Source organism: Paraburkholderia sp. (genome assembly GCF_035948235.1).
Lineage (GTDB): Bacteria > Pseudomonadota > Gammaproteobacteria > Burkholderiales > Burkholderiaceae > Paraburkholderia.
Genome location: NZ_DASZJJ010000145.1, coordinates 24,459 through 41,356 on the forward strand (window position 1 = coordinate 24,459; position 16,898 = coordinate 41,356).

Below are 16,898 nucleotides of genomic sequence, written 5' to 3' on the forward strand. Positions count from 1 at the left end.
CTTGCGAGACACACACCCTCTGCACAGGCCCGCACGGCGCTGTTTTCGCGCTTGCACGGGACACACCGTCACATGGGACAGGCGGCGTGGTCGTCGGGTTCAACTTGTTGCGGCGCGAGGGTCACGCACTTACCGTAACCGCTGCGCCGCCACGCTGCCTTGTACATCCGGCGCGGCGCGCGTTCCGGTCTGCGCAGCATGGCATCGCTTCATGACACCTGCTGCACCGCCGGGCCGCTCGCCGCGGCTCCTCCATCTGCGCCGCCCATGCAATCGAAGCGGCGCATAAAAACGACAAAGCGATACGACAAAGCACACGACGCACAAGAAGTGCGCCGGTGCGGTCCTACGTGATTCTATTCAACCCGTCAGTTGAAGTCGTTCTCGAGGAACGGCGTGCGCTTGACCGCCTGGTCGAGCGTCACGAGCGTTTCGAGCAGGTCGGCCATGCGATTGAGCGGCACGGCGTTCGGACCGTCGGACTTCGCCTGCGCCGGGTTCGGGTGAGTCTCCATGAAGAGACCCGCCACGCCCGTGGCGACGGCCGCGCGCGCGAGCACCGGCACGAATTCGCGCTGGCCGCCCGAGCTGGTGCCCTGGCCGCCCGGCAGCTGCACCGAGTGCGTGACGTCCATCACGACCGGCGCTGCCGTCTCGCGCATGATCGCAAGCGAGCGCATGTCCGAAACGAGGTTGTTGTAACCGAACGAGACACCGCGCTCGCAGGCCATGAAGCGGTCTTCGGAAAGCCCCGCTTCACGCGCCGCGTCGCGCGCCTTGTCGATCACGTTCTTCATGTCGTGCGGCGCGAGGAACTGGCCTTTCTTGATGTTCACCGGCTTGCCCGAACGTGCGCAAGCGTGGATGAAATCGGTCTGACGGCACAGGAACGCGGGCGTCTGCAGGACGTCCACGACCGATGCCACCGGCCCCACTTCCTCTTCCGTGTGCACGTCGGTCAGCACGGGCAGGCCGAGCTGACGCTTCACTTCGGACAGGATGCGCAGACCCTCGTCCATCCCCAGACCGCGGAACGACTTGCCGCTCGAACGATTGGCCTTGTCGAACGACGACTTGTAGATGAACGGGATGCCGAGCTTTTCGGTGATTTCCTTCAGGCGGCCCGCCGTGTCGATCGTCATCTGTTCAGATTCGACGACACAGGTGCCTGCGATCAGGAAGAACGGCTTGTCGAGACCAACCTCGAAACCGCACAGATTCATGCTTTCTCCTCAGCGCGCGCCTGCTGGTGCGCGACTGCCGCTTCGACATAGGCCTTGAACAGCGGATGGCCATCGCGCGGCGTGGACGTGAATTCCGGGTGGAACTGGACGCCGACGAACCAGGGGTGCATATCGCGCGGCAGTTCCATCATTTCCGGCAGATCTTCGCTCGGGGTACGGGCGCTGATGATAAGGCCGCTGGCTTCGAGCTTGGGCACGTAGCCGTTATTGACTTCATAACGGTGGCGGTGGCGCTCGTTCACGTCCTTGCCATAGATTTCCGATGCGAGCGTGCCGGGCTTGATCGGGCAACGCTGCGAACCCAGACGCATGGTGCCGCCCAGATCCGAATCTTCGCTGCGCTTTTCGACCTTGCCTTCGCGGTCGGCCCATTCGGTGATGAGCGCGACGACGCGATCCGGCGTGTCCTGGTCGAATTCCGTGCTGTTGGCGTGCTTCAGGCCGACCACATCGCGGGCAAATTCGATCACCGCGAGCTGCATGCCGAGGCAGATGCCCAGATACGGCACCTTCGCTTCACGAGCGTACTGGATCGCCTTGATCTTGCCTTCGGTGCCACGACGGCCGAAACCGCCCGGCACGAGGATCGCGTCGAGATGCTTGAGGCTGTCCACGCCCTCTTCGTCGATCTGTTCCGAATCGATGTACTCGATGTTGACCTTGGTCGAGGTCTTGATCGACGCATGACGCAGCGCTTCGATCAGCGACTTGTACGACTCGGTCAGGTCGACATACTTGCCGACCATGCCGATCGTGACTTCGTGCTGCGGGTTTTCGAGCTTCTCGACCATTTCCGACCAGATCGACAGATCGGCGGGCTTGGCGGAGAGCTTCAGTTCGTCGCAGACGATCGAGTCGAGGCCCTGATCGTGCAGCATCTGCGGAATCTTGTAGATGCTGTCGGCGTCCCACACCGAGATCACGGAGTCTTCGCGCACGTTCGAGAACATCGAGATCTTCGCGCGCTCGTCGTCCGGGATGCGGCGGTCGGCGCGGCACAGCAGCACGTTCGGATAGATACCGATTTCGCGCAGCTTCTGCACGCTGTGCTGCGTGGGCTTGGTCTTCAGCTCGCCCGCCGTCGCGATGAACGGCACAAGCGTCAGGTGCACGAAACAGCAGCTGTTGCGACCGAGGCGCAGGCTCATCTGACGCGCGGCTTCGAGGAACGGCAGCGACTCGATGTCGCCAACGGTGCCGCCCACTTCGACGATCGCCACGTCCGGCTCGCCGCACGTCGCGGATGCCGCGCCGCGTTCGACGAATGCCTGGATCTAATTGGTGATGTGCGGGATGACCTGCACCGTCTTGCCGAGATAATCGCCGCGGCGTTCCTTGCGGATCACCGATTCGTAAATCTGGCCCGTGGTGAAGTTGTTGGCCTTGCGCATCTTCGTGGTGATGAAGCGCTCATAGTGGCCGAGGTCGAGGTCAGTCTCCGCTCCATCTTCCGTCACGAACACTTCGCCGTGCTGAAACGGGCTCATCGTGCCGGGGTCGACGTTGATGTAGGGATCGAGCTTGAGGAGGGTGACTTTCAGACCGCGCGATTCGAGGATCGCGGCGAGGGAGGCGGCGGCAATACCCTTGCCTAGGGACGAAACTACGCCGCCGGTGACGAAAACATATTTGGTCATCGCTGAATGCTCGCGGGAAAAACGGATTATACCGTAAAGCAAGGGCTAACCCTGAATTTTGCTTGAGCACTTTGTGCAATCGCGTGTGCAGTCGCCGCACACGCGCGTGAAGCTCCCCCATTCATGCTGGGCAAGCGATCGCTCCCTTTGACCCCGCCACAATCGGTCCCATCATCGGCTCCACGCGTCAGCCGGTTTTCAGCGGCCGTTATCCATCGCATAGAGCATGCGCTGCACCGCGCGCGCAGTCTCGATCGGCCGCTCCATGGGGTACAGATGGCTGCCCTCGATCCATTCGAGCCGCTCGCCGGCAAGACGCCGCGTCGCTGCCATGCCAACCTGGCGCATCTCCTTCGACTGGGTGCCCGCGATGAAGCTGACCGGCACCGGCGAGCCATGCGCGAGCCGCGTGCCGAAGGTATGCGGCAAGGTGCGGTAGATCAGATATTCGGTGCGCCGGTCGAAGGCGAGCGTGCGCGTACCGTCGGCCGAAGTCTGAGGAATACCGTGATCGATATAGTCGGACAGAACGCGCTCATCCCAGCGCGCAAACGCCGGCTTCGAATGGAAGTGGCGCCAGGCCTCGTCGCGATTCGCCCATTGGGTGCGGCGCGTGCGGGTGGCCGCCGCCGGTGACAGGCGTTCGTCCAGACCGGTCCACTGCGACACCTTGAGCATGCTGCTGCGCCACCCGGCGATCACGGGCGAATCGAGCATCACGACTCCCCTCACCCACTGCGGCTTTTTAAGCGCCGCCATCAACGACAGGTAACCGCCCAGCGAATGGCCGACCAGCCAGACCGGTTCCTCATAGCGACGGCCGACGTCCTCCAGCAACTGATCGACGAGATGCGGCCAGTCGCGCGTGACCGGAAAGCGCGTGTCGTGCCCGATGCGCTCGATATAGCGCAGCTCGTAGGTGTCGCCCAGTTCGGCGAAGAGCGTGCCGTAGGTCGAGGCCGGAAAGCCGTTGGCGTGAGAAAAGTGGATGACGTTCTTCAATGTCTTGTTGTCTCCGTTCCAGTTGGCGGTTGCGCCGTCGCGCGTGCTGACGCGCCGCCCGCTCCCTCTGTTTGTCTTGTTGGTTTTGTTGGTTTTGTTGCGCCGCGCTTGTGCCGCATTCGCGTATCGCGATCCTTCGTCAATCAGCCGCCACTTCCATCCAGTAACGCCGCTGCGTGTCCCGAAAGCGTTCGACGGCAAGCGCGCCGGGCGCGGCATCGATCCGCACCGCACCATCGGCGTCGCTGCGCGCGAGCACGATATGACGCGACACGTAACGCGCGTACACGGCAGGATGCGGATGATGAAAGCGATTCAAATAGCCTACCTGAAATATCGCGACGAGCGGCCAGACAGAATCGAGGAACGGTTCAGTCGACGACGTGCGGCTGCCGTGGTGCGGCACCACAAGCACCTGCGAATGCAGCCCAGCGGCGGCGCGCGCCACGAGCGTGCGCTCGGTGCCTGCTTCGATATCGGCGGCGATCAGGGCGGACACTGCGCCCGCATCGCCTTGCGCCGTGGACACGCGCAGCACGCAGCAATGCATATTGGGCTTGCCGACGAGCGGCCCCGGATCGGGCCAGAGCACTTCGAACGCCACGCCGTCCCATTGCCAGCGCTGCCCTGCCGCGCATTGCACGGTCTGCGCGCCCAGCTTGCGCGCGCTCGCCCAAAGCGGGTGAGCCGGCAGAATGCCGGCCACGAACTCGCTTACCGGCACGGCGTCCAGCACGGCGGGCGCGCCGCCCGAATGATCGGAGTCGTCGTGGCTGATCATGAGCGTGTCGAGCCGCTTTACGCCATGCGTCTGCAGATACGGTGCGACGATGCGCTCGCCGGCGTGGGTCGACTCGGGGCCGGGCCCGGCATCGAATAGCAGCGCGTGGCCCGAGGTCTCGACGAGCACCGAAGTGCCCTGACCGATGTCCAGCGCGGTGAGCCGGAACGCCCCCGGCGGCGGCCCGTGCGGCGACGGCAACAACAAAGGCAGCCAGGTGAACGCAGCGAGCCAGCGCAGCGGCCAGCCACGCGGCGCGAGCATCCATGCGACGCCGACTGCCGCGCAAGCCAGCGCCCAGACGCCTGGCTGCGGCAAGCGCAACAAGGCCCACGGCCAGCCTTCGAGCATCCCTAGTGCGTCAAGCAGCCAACCCAGCATCGCATGCGCGGCCTGCCAGACAAAGCCGTCGAGCGGCGCGGGAAGCACCGCGCCCGCCAACACCATCGGCGTCACGAACAGGCTCACCCACGGGATCGCCGCCGCGTTCGCGAGCGGGCCGATCAGCGGGATCTGCAGGAACCAGTAGGCAGTAAGCGGCGCGAGCGCCAGCGTGACCGCCCATTGGACGCGCGCACTATCGGCCATGCGACCCGCGATGCGACGAGTAGCCTGCCGCCAGCGCGATGAATCGAAGATCGCACCGACCGCCACCACGCGCAGCCAGATCGCAGGCCACCGGCCCACGCGCGGCGGCGGGACTTCGTGGTCGCGCATTGGATCGAGTTCGTCCGGCGACAGCGCGGATTCGTCGTCGTGACGAACGCGCGGCACCCCGCTGGCCGCAAACAGAATCGCGCCGACCGCGCCAAACGACAGCCAGAAGCCCGGCGCCGTCACCGCCCACGGATCGCGCAGCAGAACCAGCCCCATCGCCCACGCGAGCACATGACTTCGCGACACTTCTCGCGAGCGCCAGAGCGCAACGGCCGCGACTGCCAGCATCCACAGCGCCCGCTGCACCGGCACGTTGAACCCCGCGAGCGCTGCGTAAGCGGCGGCGGCCAGCGCCGCGCCCGTCACCGCCACCTGCTGCGCGGGGACGATGAGCGGCGCTTCGACGCCACGCCAGCGCGCACGCCGCCAGAGCGCCCCTGCGGCCCAGCCCGCCAGCCCGGCCACAAAGGCCAGATGCAGGCCCGAGATCGCGACGAGGTGACTCGTTCCCGTGTTGCGCAGCAGCCGCCAGTCATCGTCGCTGACGGCGTCCTGCGCGCCGGTCGCGAGCGCGATGACAATGCCGCGATGCGGCGCACCCGCGAGGACCCGGTCAATTCGCGCACGCACTGAGGCTCGCGAGCGTTCGATGCGCACGCCGAGGCCCTGGGCGTCCGGCAGCAGCCGGCGGGCGTGCTGCTCGTCGCTCACGTAGCCAGTTGCACGCACACCGCGCGAGAGCAACGTCGCCTCGCCGTCACGCAAGCCGAAATTGCCTTCCGCATGCGGGCGCTTGAGTCGCACGTTCAGCCGCCAGCGAGCGCCGGGCACGAGCGATGGCAATGGCGCATCGCGCGCGACCCAGCTCAACTGGAGCAGATCGGGCAGCATTTGCGCCGTCGTCTCAACCGCGCCCCACGACTCCACCGAAAAGAGAAAGCTCGCGGCGCCCGCATCCCGCGACAGCATGCGAGCGATGTGACCCATCACTTCGATATCGCGCTTCTGCCACGCAACGGGAAGCGTCTGCGCAAGCCGCAGTTCCGCGCGCCAGGCCGCGTAGCCCAGGCCGATACAAGCCGAGGCGAGCCAGATCGCCAGCCACGCCGAAGCGCGGCGAAGCGATCGCCTGCCTTGTGCGCTTTCGCGCTCGCGCGTGGCCCAAACGGCCCATACCACCAGCAGCATCACGCAAAGCGCCAGCGCAACCCACGCGCCCCACCCCGGCAAGCTCGCCTGCCGCTGCAACACGATCACGCCCAGCGCAAATCCGCACCACACAGCCCGCATCGCCCCTCCTCGAACGAGGCGAAACACGGCCCGCGCAATCTTGCACACGCAAGATCACGTCACCGCTTCAAAGCGCAAAAAGCGCCTCACCTCACGAGGAAATTATGCAGACGAAAGCGCGAGCCGCGGCAACGCCGCCGCAGCGTTAGCCGTTGTGCCAAGGGCGAGTTCCTCGGGCGTCATGCCACGCAAGGCCGCCAGCACGGCGCCAATGTGCGGCACCTGATCCGGCGTGTTGCGCTGTTTGTAAAGCCAGGACGGCGAGATATCGGGCGCGTCGGTTTCCATGACGATCGCTTTCAGCGGCAGCTGTTCGGCCAGACGCCGGATCTGCAAGGCACGCTCGAAAGTCGTGTTGCCGCCAAAGCCCAGATGCATGCCCTGAGCGATGAAGGCATCGGCCTGCTGGAAACTGCCGTTGAACGCGTGCGCGATGCCGCGGCGCACGCCATTGCGGCGCAAGCCCGCGAGCACCTTGTCCTGCGATTTGCGCACGTGACAGATGGCAGGCAGATCGAACTCGCGTGCCAGCCTCAATTGCGCGTCGTAGAAGTGCTGCTGGCGCGTCTCGTCGAGACCCGGCACAAAAAAATCGAGCCCGATTTCGCCGATGCCGACAAACTTCGGATCGTCGAGACTCGCCTCGATCTGCGTGCGCAGTTCGGCGAGATCCTCGTCGCGCGCGTTCGGTGTGTAGAGCGGATGAATCCCCAGCGCGTAGACCGCGCCGGGCGTGCGATGCGCCAGCGCGCGCACCGTGTCGAAATTCTCGCGCGCAACCGCCGGAATCACGATGCGCGAGACACCCGCGGCGCGCGCATTCGACGCGACCGTATCGCGGTCAGCGTCGAACTCGCCGGCATCGAGATGGCAATGCGTATCGATCCACATCGCGGGCGCGCCTCAGCTTGCGTTCAGACCGGCACGACCGGCTCTTCGTGCAGCATGCCGTCGCGCAGGCGCACGATGCGATCGCAGCGCGCTGCCAGTTCGGCGTCGTGCGTGACGATCACGAAGCTGGTGTCGAACTGGTCGGACAGTTCCATCATCAGATTGAAGACGTTGTCTGCCGTGCCGCCGTCGAGATTGCCGGTCGGCTCATCGGCTAGCACGCAGGCGGGCTTGGTCACCAGCGCACGCGCGATGGCCACACGCTGGCGCTCGCCGCCCGACAGCTCGCCCGGACGATGGCGCGCGCGATGCGCCAGACCCACGCGCTCGAGGATCGCCAGCGCTTCGGCGCGCGCCGCTTCCTGCGGCATGCGGCGGATGCGCAGCGGCATCGCCACGTTGTCGAGCGCCGAAAATTCGGGCAGCAGATGGTGGAACTGATAGACGAAGCCAAGCGCGCGATTGCGCAGATCGTTGCGATCGCGCTCGGACAGCTCCGTAAACGGCTTGCCGAGCAGCTTGACATTGCCCGTGCCCGGCTCGTCGAGGCCGCCCAGCACGTGCAGCAGCGTGCTCTTGCCCGAGCCCGACGCGCCCACGATCGCGAGCTTTTCGCCGCGCTTCACCGTGATGTCGGTGTCGTGCAGGACCTGCACCGAAAGCGCGCCCTGGCCGAATACCTTCGAGATGCCATTCGCTTCGATCACGTACGGGTAATCGCCTGCGGCGGCCTGGATCGATTGACGCTCATTCATAACGCAGTGCCTCCGCGGGACGTACCTTGGCCGCGCGCCAGCTGGGATAAAGCGTCGCCAGCGCGGACAGCACGAACGCAATCAAACCGATGCGGATCACGTCGCCGGGGACGAGTTCCGAGGGCAGTTCACTGATGAAATAGACCGAAGGCGGCAGGAACTGCACGCCGAGCAGATGCTCGATCATCGGCACAAGCCACGGAATGCTCCAGGCGATCAGGCAACCGAGCGCCACGCCGATCGCCGTGCCCACGAAGCCAATCGTCACGCCCTGCACCACGAAGATCTTCATGATCGAGCCCGGCTGCGCGCCGAGCGTGCGCAGAATGGCGATATCGGCCTGTTTGTTGGTGACCGTCATCACCAGCGACGACACCAGATTGAACGCGGCCACCGCGATGATCAGCGTGAGGATGATGAACATCATGCGCTTTTCGATCTGCACGGCCGAGAACCAGGTCTTGTTCTGCTGCGTCCAGTCGCGGATGTACAGATCGCCCGACAGCGTATGCACGAGCTGTCGCGCCACTGCCGGCGCGCGCTGCATGTCCTTCAGGCGCAGACGCACGCCGCTGGGTGCGGCAAGGCGGTACAGCACCTCGGCGTCGCGGATGTTGGTGAGCGCCAGTGTGCTGTCGTACTCGTAGTGCCCCGATTCGAACACGCCCACCACCGTGAACTGCTTCAGGCGCGGCAGCATGCCCGCCGGCGTGATGGTGCCTTCGGGCGCGACCAGCGTGACCTTGTCGCCCGCCGTGACGCCCAGACTCACCGCCAGATCGGCGCCCAGCACGATATTGAAGCTGCCCGGCGTCAGGTCGTTGAGGCTGCCGAGCTTCATTTCCTTGCCGATATCCGAGACCTGCGGCTCTTCGGACGGCTCGACGCCGCGCAGCGCCACGCCGCTCACGCTGTCGCCGCGCGTGAGCAGCGCCTGGGCGTCCACGTAGGGCGCAGCGCCAATCACCTCGGGATTGGTTTTGGCTTCTTTCGCCGTGAGCTGCCAGTCGGGCATCGAGCCCGTCGGCGAGAAGATCTCGACGTGCGCGAGCACGGAGAGCATGCGGTCGCGCACATCGCGCTGGAAGCCGTTCATCACCGACAGCACGACGATCAGCGCCGCAACGCCGAGCGCGATGCCCGACATCGAAATGAGCGCGATGAACGAGATGAAACCGTTGCCGGTCGTGCGCTTGCCGGCGCGCGTGTAGCGCCAGCCTATCTGCCATTCGTAGGGAAGTTTCAAGCGAATCCTTTTGTGCTTCGTTGCTTCTGCTTCGTCAATGCGCTGCGCATGCGACGTTATTACGTGCCGGAGCAGATCGCCGATCAAGCGCGAAGTTTGCCACACTACCGCCCCCCGAAGGACTTTGCGGCATCGCGCGCGGCCCCTCGCGCCCCGATGGTTGGACGCGCATTGCGCCCGCAGGTGCCGCGCAGATTTGTATCAGGGCGTACGTAAGTCGCTGATTCGTATGGAAGCGGGCTGCCGCGCTGCGATGTGCGCTGGGATACTCGTCCCGAATCCCGAGCCGTGCGCACCCGGCTCCGAAGTACAATGCGCTCCATCATGCCTGCTGACCGTCTCCATCTTCTCGTTCCGTTCGCGCTGCCCTCGGCGGCCGTGGCGTCCACCGCCCTCGCCGGCCTTCAGTACCCTGCGTTGTCGAAGCTGATCGCCCGCGGGCGTCTGGGCGATCAGGTGATCGGCGAGGATTTCCAGCGCACGCTGCCGCACGAGCGCTGGGTGGCGCGCGCTTTCGGTGCCGCCGCGCCCGGATCGGCCGCCAGGACAAATGGCGCCGCCGCTGAAGATGAAGCGCCGCTCGCCCCGTGGATGCTGCTCGCCGACGGCGGCACGCCCGGCGACGCCACCTGGGCCTGCATCCAGCCCGTGCACGTGCGCATCGCGCACGATCATCTGGTGCTGATCGACCCCGCTTCGCTCGAACTGACGGATGCCGACGCCGCCGCACTCTTCGCGGTGGCGAAGCCGCTGATCGAGGAGCTGGGCATCCGCGTCGAAGCCCCCACGCCGCAGCGCTGGTATCTGTCGAGCGATCAGTTCGGCACGCTCGCGGGCGCCTCGCCGTTGCGCGCGAGCGGCCGCAACATTGAAATCTGGCTGCCGCACGAGGCCCATTCGGGCCAGCGCTCGCGCGCGTGGATGAAGGTGCAGAACGAGGTGCAGATGGCCTGGTTCGAACACCCCGTCAACGAAGCGCGCGAGTCGCGCGGCCTGCCCGCCGTCAATTCGATCTGGTTCCATGCGCAAGGCGCGCTGCGCCCCGTGCAGCGTGCATTCGCACGCGTGCGCTCGGACGCGGCGGCCACGCGCGGACTGGCGCTCGCCTGCGGTGCGGAACTGGGCGCAGTGCCCGCCGCGTTCAACGCGCAGTCCGCCACGAACAGCAGCGCCTCAGGCACGACGCTCATCGAGCTGGACCCGTTTTCCGCGGCCTATATCCAGCAGGACTGGGGCCGCTGGAACGCGGCCTTCGCGCAGCTCGAACGCGACTGGTTCGCGCCCGCGCTCGCCGCGCTCGAAAGCGGCGAACTGGCCGAACTCGCCGTGACGCTGTGCGGCGATACCGGCTCGGTCACGCTCAACGCCACGCGCGGCGACCTGCGCAAATTCTGGCGACGCCGCGAATTCGCGTCGCTCTTTATCGAATAAGCCCGATCAAGCCCAAATAACCGCTTCACTCAACGCTAAAAGCGCTCACGCATGACCCGAATCGTCACCCGCGCCTGTTCCCCCGCCGATACCGAAGCGCTCATCCGTCACGGCCTGCATCCGGTGCTCGCGCGGCTCTACGCCTCGCGCGGCGTGTGCCAGCCCGACGACATCGAAACCGGCTTCGGCCGCCTGATCCCGCCCGCCAGCATGAAGGGGCTCGACGAAGCCGCTGAACTGCTCGCCGACGCGCTCGAAGCCGACTGCCGCATGCTCGTGGTCGCCGACTACGACTGCGACGGCGCAACCGCCTGCGCCGTGGCCGTGCGCGGCCTGCGCATGATGGGCGCGCAGATCGACTATCTGGTGCCGAATCGCTTCGAGTACGGCTACGGCCTCACGCCCGAAATCGTCGCGCTGGCCGCGCAGCGCAAGGGCGGCCCGCCCGACGTGCTGATCACGGTGGACAACGGCATCGCCAGCGTGGAAGGCGTGGAAGCAGCCAATGAGCTCGGCATCGAAGTGCTCGTGACCGATCACCATTTGCCCGGCGACACGCTCCCCGACGCGCGCGCCATCGTCAATCCGAATCAGCCGGGCTGCGAGTTTCCGAGCAAGTGCATCGCGGGCGTGGGCGTGATGTTCTACACGCTGCTCGCGCTGCGCGCCGAACTGCGCAAGCGCGGCGCGTTCAACGACGAACGCCCCGAGCCGCGTCTGGACGGCCTGCTCGATCTGGTGGCGCTTGGCACCGTCGCCGACGTCGTGAAGCTCGACAGCAATAACCGCGTGCTGGTCGCGCAAGGTCTGCAACGCATCCGCAACGGCCGCATGCAGCCGGGCATCGCCGCGCTGTTCCGCGCCGCGGGCCGCGAGGCGAAAACCGCTTCGGGCTTCGACATGGGCTTCGCGCTCGGCCCGCGTCTGAACGCGGCGGGCCGCCTCTCCGACATGTCGCTCGGCATCGAATTGCTGACCACCGACGACGCGGGCCGCGCCTGGGAACTCGCGCAGCAGCTCGACGGGATGAACCGCGAGCGCCGTGAAATCGAGGCCGGCATGCAGCAGCAGGCGCTCGCCGATCTCGCCGATGTCGATCCGCAAGGCAACGCCACGATTACCCTCTTCAACGAGGGCTGGCATCAGGGTGTGATCGGCATCGTCGCGGGGCGGCTCAAGGAAAAATTCCATCGCCCGTCCTTCACCTTCGCCCCCGCCGACGACGAGGGCGAGCTGGTCAAGGGCTCGGGCCGCTCGATTCCCGGCTTCCACCTGCGCGACGCGGTCGACCTGATTTCCAAGCGTGAACCGGGCCTGATCCACAAGTTCGGCGGACACGCGATGGCTGCGGGCATGACGATCGCCGCCGCCGACGTGCCGCGTTTCGCCGCCGCGTTCGAGCGCGTGGGCCGCGAGTGGCTCAGCGCCGAGGCGCTCGCACGAACCGTGGAAACCGACGGCGATCTGGAAAACGCGTATTTCTCGCCCGATTTCGTCCAGATGATCGACGCGGCGGTCTGGGGTCAGGGCTTTCCGGCACCGGTGTTTTCGGGCGAATTCGAGGTGGCCTCGCAGGCGCTCGTGAAGGACAAGCATCTGAAGCTGCAACTGCTGCGCGGACGCCAGCGCTTCAACGCCATCTGGTTCAACCACACCGAAACGCTGCCCCAGCACACCACCATCGCCTACCGGCTCGTGAGCGACACCTGGAACGGCGTATCGCGCGTGCAACTGGTGGTGGAGCACGCGCTGCTCTGACCCCGCGACGCGCGCTTCATCCGTCATCCAATTCCGTCGTCCGATCCATCAGACCGTGATCTGAAAACACGCCGCAACGGGCCGCAAGCTCGTTGCGCTGCGGCCCGTGGGCCGGGCCAAGCCCTGTTCAATCGGCTATAATTCAAGGTTTTACACGCCGGATCACGACAAAAAATGGAAGCGGAACGTCTCAACGCGATCGAAGCCCTCTTGGCGGACCTGCGCTCACGCGCGGGCGAGCTCCGGGGGTATCTTTGACTACGACGTAAAAGCCCGACGGCTCGTCGAAGTCAACAGCGAACTCGAAGACCCTAACGTCTGGAACGACTCCAAGCACGCCCAGGGTCTCGGCAAGGAAAAGAAGCTGCTCGAAGGCGTGGTGCACACGCTCGACGGCATCGAAAACGACACGCGCGATACGCTCGATCTCTTCGAGATGGCACGCGAAGAAGGCGACGAGGACACGCTCGTTTCCATCGAAGCCGATGCCCAGGAAATCGAAAAGCGCGTAGCCGACGTCGAGTTCCGCCGCATGTTCGCGAACCCGGCCGATCCGAATAACGCCTTCATCGACATCCAGGCCGGCGCCGGCGGCACCGAGGCCTGCGACTGGGCCTCCATGCTGCTGCGCCAGTACGTGCGTTACTGCGAGCGCAAGGGCTTCAAGATCGAAGTGCTCGAAGAATCGGAAGGCGACGTCGCCGGCATCAAGAGCGCGACCATCAAGGTCGAAGGCGAATACGCCTACGGCTTCCTGCGCACCGAAACCGGCATTCACCGCCTCGTGCGCAAGTCGCCGTTCGACTCGTCGGGCGGCCGTCATACGTCGTTCTCGTCGGTGTTCGTGTATCCGGAAATCGACGATTCGTTCGAGATCGACGTCAATCCGGCCGATCTGCGTATCGATACCTACCGCGCTTCGGGCGCGGGCGGTCAGCACATCAACAAGACCGACTCCGCCGTGCGTATCACGCACGTGCCGTCGGGCATCGTCGTGCAGTGCCAGAACGACCGCTCGCAGCACCGCAACCGCGCCGAAGCCATGGCCATGCTCAAATCGCGCCTGTACGAAGCCGAAATGCGCAAGCGCCAGTCCGAGCAGGACAAGCTCGAAGCGGGCAAGTCGGACGTGGGCTGGGGCCACCAGATCCGCTCCTACGTGCTCGACAACAGCCGTATCAAGGATCTGCGTACCAACGTCGAAATCAGCAACACCAAGGCCGTGCTCGACGGCGATCTCGACGCCTTCATCAGCGCAAGCCTGAAACAGGGCGTGTAACAGCGTCTAGATTGTTATGCGCCACGGCGGCCCTGACCTGCAGCGGCCGCCCTCTCCCTGAGCCCCGCATCGTGACGATGCGCGGCGCTGCGGGAACCGAACTCAAAGAACCCGAGCCATCATGACCGAACCGACCCAGCAGAACGCGCAGACCACCGCCGTGCCCGACATCGACGACAACCAGATCATCGCCGAGCGCCGCGAGAAACTGCGCGCGCTGCGCGAGGCGGGCGTCGCCTTCCCGAACGACTTCCGCCCTACTCACCACGCCGCCGACCTGCAACGCGACCACGCCGACACGGATAAAGACGCGCTCGAAGCGAATCCGCTCGAAGTGAAAATCGCCGGCCGCATGATGCTCAAGCGCGTGATGGGCAAGGCGAGCTTCGCGACGGTGCGCGACGGCTCGGGCCAGATCCAGTTCTTCATCACGCCCGCCGACGTGGGCGAAGCCACTTACGACGCGTTCAAGAAGTGGGATCTGGGTGACATCGTCGCCGCCACCGGCGTGCTGTTCCGCACCAACAAGGGCGAGCTGTCGGTACGCTGCACGGAACTGCGTCTGCTGTCGAAGTCGCTGCGTCCGCTGCCGGACAAGTTCCATGGTCTTTCGGACCAGGAAATGCGCTATCGCCAGCGCTACGTCGACCTGATCGTCACGCCGGAAGCGCGCGAAACGTTCGTGGCGCGTACCAAGGCGATCTCGTCGGTGCGCCGCTTCATGTCGGACGCGAACTTCATGGAAGTCGAAACGCCGATGCTGCACCCGATCCCGGGCGGCGCGGCGGCCAAGCCCTTCATCACGCATCACAACGCGCTCGATATGCAGATGTACATGCGTATCGCGCCCGAGCTGTACCTGAAGCGCCTCGTCGTGGGCGGCTTCGAGCGTGTGTTCGAAATTAACCGGAATTTCCGTAACGAAGGCGTTTCGCCGCGTCACAATCCGGAATTCACGATGATGGAGTTCTACGCCGCGTACACGGATTACACGTGGCTGATGGACTTCACGGAACAGCTGATCCGCCAGGCCGCCATCGACGCGCGCGGCAGCGCCACCCTGACGTATCAGGGCCGCGAACTCGATCTCTCCAAGCCGTTCCATCGTCTGACGATCGTGCAGGCGATCCAGAAGTACGCGCCGCAATACACGACCGAGCAACTCGCCGACGCCGCCTTCCTGCGCACCGAGCTGAAGAAGTTCGGCGTGGACGCGAACCAGCCGCAGTTCCTCAACGCGGGCGTGGGCTCGCTGCAACTGGCTCTCTTCGAAGAGACCGCCGAATCGCAACTGTGGGAACCGACGTACATCATCGACTACCCGGTCGAAGTCTCGCCGCTCGCGCGCGCATCGGACACGCTGCCGGGCATCACCGAGCGTTTCGAGCTGTTCATCACGGGCCGCGAAATCGCCAACGGCTTCTCGGAGTTGAACGATCCGGAAGACCAGGCTGCGCGCTTCAAGAAGCAGGTCGAGCAGAAGGACGCCGGCGACGAGGAAGCGATGTTCTACGACGCCGACTACATCCGCGCGCTGGAATACGGTATGCCCCCGACGGGCGGCTGCGGTATCGGCATCGACCGTCTGGTGATGCTGCTCACCGACAGCCCGAGCATCCGCGACGTCATTCTCTTCCCGCATCTGCGCCGCGAAGATTGAGTTGGTGAAGGACTATGCTGCCCGGGAAACGCGGGCGGCGCGCCTGATGGGGCGCATGCGGTTGATTCCGCATGCGCCCCGTTTTTTTGGGCGCTATTGGAGTGGATTGTTTGTAACCAGGCGTAAAAGCCTTCCGGCAAAGGTTGGGAGGGCCTGGGTATGTGATTTGCGTTATCTCCGAAAACCCCGTCATGCAGGGCTGCGCGATGACTGTTCAGCGTTTGGGAGTTTTCGTAACGCGGCTCATGCACAACGGCTTACAAATTGAAACGCCCGGGTCGCGGAATTGGCTCAGACTGGTTTGACCAGTAGCACTTCCAGCCAACTCTGCCAAAGACGGAGCCTGTCATGAACAATCCTGATCCGAAACTGACCACACAGACCACGCCGGCCGGACATCGCCGGATTCATCCGCTTGTTGCAACGGCAGCGGGCGCGGTGATCGTTGCAAGCCTCGCAGCCACGGCGGCCATCACCGGCGTGTTCCCGAAAGCGTCCAGCAACGCCGAACAAAGCGCGCAAAGCCAGACCGGCCAGACGACCGTGATGGCCTCCCAGCCGGTGGTCGATTCCACGCAGGCCGTTGCGCCCGCAACGAGCGCCCAGTACGCGCAGAACAACGCGCCGACGCAGCCGCAACCCACGCCCGTTCAACAGCAGCAAGCGCAGGCGCAAGCCCCGGCCGCCCCGCCGCCGCAATCCGCGCAACAACAGCAATACGCCCAGGAGGCGCAGCCGCAACAGCCAGCGTGCGCATCGTGCGGCGTCGTCGAAGGCATTTCCGCTACGCGTCAGGAAGGCCACGGCACCGGGATTGGCGCGGTGGGCGGCGCGGTGGCGGGCGGCGTGGTCGGCAACCAGTTCGGCGCCGGTGGCGGCCGCACGGCGATGACCCTGCTTGGCGCACTCGGCGGCGGTCTGGCCGGCAACTCGGTCGAGAAGCACCTGCGCAGCACCACGGCGTATTCAGTGCGCGTGCGCATGGATAACGGCAAGACGCGCTATTTCACCTATCACGAAGCGCCGCCGTTCCAGCAAGGCCAGCGCGTGCGCATCGAACACGGCACGCTCTCCGCAGCCTGAAGCGTGATGCGCTGAAGCCCGCGCCAAAACACAAAAGGCGATTCACCGTGAAGGTGAATCGCCTTTTTCATATCGACTACAAGAACGCGGGATCAGGTGGAATCAGTAGCCCGCGTCCTCGATCCATGCGGCCTGGATCGCTTCGAGGATTTTCTCGTTCGAGCGGTTGGGATCGTCATCGAAC

At 65.2% G+C, this 16,898-nt stretch carries 12 protein-coding genes and 1 pseudogene; 5 read left to right on the forward strand and 8 right to left on the reverse strand.

Annotation, left to right across the window (positions count from 1 at the left end):
- Window positions 1–368: 368 nt before the first annotated feature.
- The 7 genes and pseudogenes from kdsA to VG320_RS12975 all read right to left on the reverse strand — a co-directional run bounded on the left by kdsA (window position 369) and on the right by VG320_RS12975 (window position 9,503).
- Window positions 369–1,223, reverse strand: a complete 855-nt coding sequence (kdsA, locus tag VG320_RS12945; RefSeq protein WP_322043269.1) for a 3-deoxy-8-phosphooctulonate synthase — start codon at window positions 1,221–1,223, stop codon at window positions 369–371.
- Window positions 1,220–2,881: pseudogene (locus tag VG320_RS12950) on the reverse strand (CTP synthase). Before VG320_RS12950 ends, kdsA begins: the two are co-directional and overlap by 4 nt.
- A gap of 198 nt (window positions 2,882–3,079) precedes the next feature.
- Window positions 3,080–3,883 (reverse strand): alpha/beta hydrolase, encoded by an 804-nt coding sequence (locus tag VG320_RS12955; RefSeq protein ID WP_327200501.1) that lies wholly within the window; start codon window positions 3,881–3,883, stop codon window positions 3,080–3,082.
- A gap of 139 nt (window positions 3,884–4,022) precedes the next feature.
- A complete protein-coding gene (locus tag VG320_RS12960; protein WP_327200502.1) occupies window positions 4,023–6,611 on the reverse strand; it encodes a DNA internalization-related competence protein ComEC/Rec2 in 2,589 nt (862 codons plus the stop codon).
- Between the two features lie 102 nt (window positions 6,612–6,713).
- Window positions 6,714–7,502, reverse strand: a complete 789-nt coding sequence (locus VG320_RS12965; RefSeq protein WP_327200503.1) for a TatD family hydrolase — start codon at window positions 7,500–7,502, stop codon at window positions 6,714–6,716.
- A 23-nt stretch (window positions 7,503–7,525) separates the two neighbouring features.
- Window positions 7,526–8,257, reverse strand: coding sequence for a lipoprotein-releasing ABC transporter ATP-binding protein LolD (lolD, locus tag VG320_RS12970; RefSeq protein WP_327200504.1), 732 nt, complete (start codon window positions 8,255–8,257; stop codon window positions 7,526–7,528).
- Complete coding sequence (locus VG320_RS12975; RefSeq protein ID WP_327200505.1) at window positions 8,250–9,503, reverse strand: lipoprotein-releasing ABC transporter permease subunit; 1,254 nt, start codon at window positions 9,501–9,503, stop codon at window positions 8,250–8,252. The genes lolD and VG320_RS12975 overlap by 8 nt, the downstream gene beginning before the upstream one ends.
- Before the next feature lie 312 nt (window positions 9,504–9,815).
- Here VG320_RS12975 and VG320_RS12980 point away from each other — a divergent pair, with 312 nt between their 5' ends.
- The 5 genes from VG320_RS12980 (at window position 9,816) to VG320_RS13000 (ending at window position 16,714) form a co-directional block, all read left to right on the forward strand.
- Window positions 9,816–10,934, forward strand: coding sequence for a regulator (locus tag VG320_RS12980; RefSeq protein WP_327200506.1), 1,119 nt, complete (start codon window positions 9,816–9,818; stop codon window positions 10,932–10,934).
- 51 nt (window positions 10,935–10,985) lie between these two features.
- Window positions 10,986–12,692: a single-stranded-DNA-specific exonuclease RecJ gene (gene recJ / locus VG320_RS12985; RefSeq protein ID WP_327200507.1), complete on the forward strand. Its 1,707-nt coding sequence runs from the start codon at window positions 10,986–10,988 to the stop codon at window positions 12,690–12,692.
- Window positions 12,693–12,866: 174 nt separating this feature from the next.
- A protein-coding gene (gene prfB / locus VG320_RS12990) for a peptide chain release factor 2 (RefSeq protein WP_327200508.1) occupies window positions 12,867–13,971 on the forward strand; the annotation gives its coding sequence in 2 pieces (ribosomal slippage) (window positions 12,867–12,947 and window positions 12,949–13,971; 1,104 coding nt in all).
- A gap of 121 nt (window positions 13,972–14,092) precedes the next feature.
- Window positions 14,093–15,631: a lysine--tRNA ligase gene (gene lysS / locus VG320_RS12995; RefSeq protein ID WP_327200509.1), complete on the forward strand. Its 1,539-nt coding sequence runs from the start codon at window positions 14,093–14,095 to the stop codon at window positions 15,629–15,631.
- A 348-nt stretch (window positions 15,632–15,979) separates the two neighbouring features.
- Window positions 15,980–16,714 (forward strand): glycine zipper 2TM domain-containing protein, encoded by a 735-nt coding sequence (locus VG320_RS13000; RefSeq protein WP_327200510.1) that lies wholly within the window; start codon window positions 15,980–15,982, stop codon window positions 16,712–16,714.
- Window positions 16,715–16,816: 102 nt separating this feature from the next.
- Here the strand turns inward: VG320_RS13000 and iscX are convergent.
- Window positions 16,817–16,898 (reverse strand): Fe-S cluster assembly protein IscX (gene iscX, locus VG320_RS13005; RefSeq protein WP_327200512.1); only part of this gene is annotated, 82 nt, incomplete at its 5' end.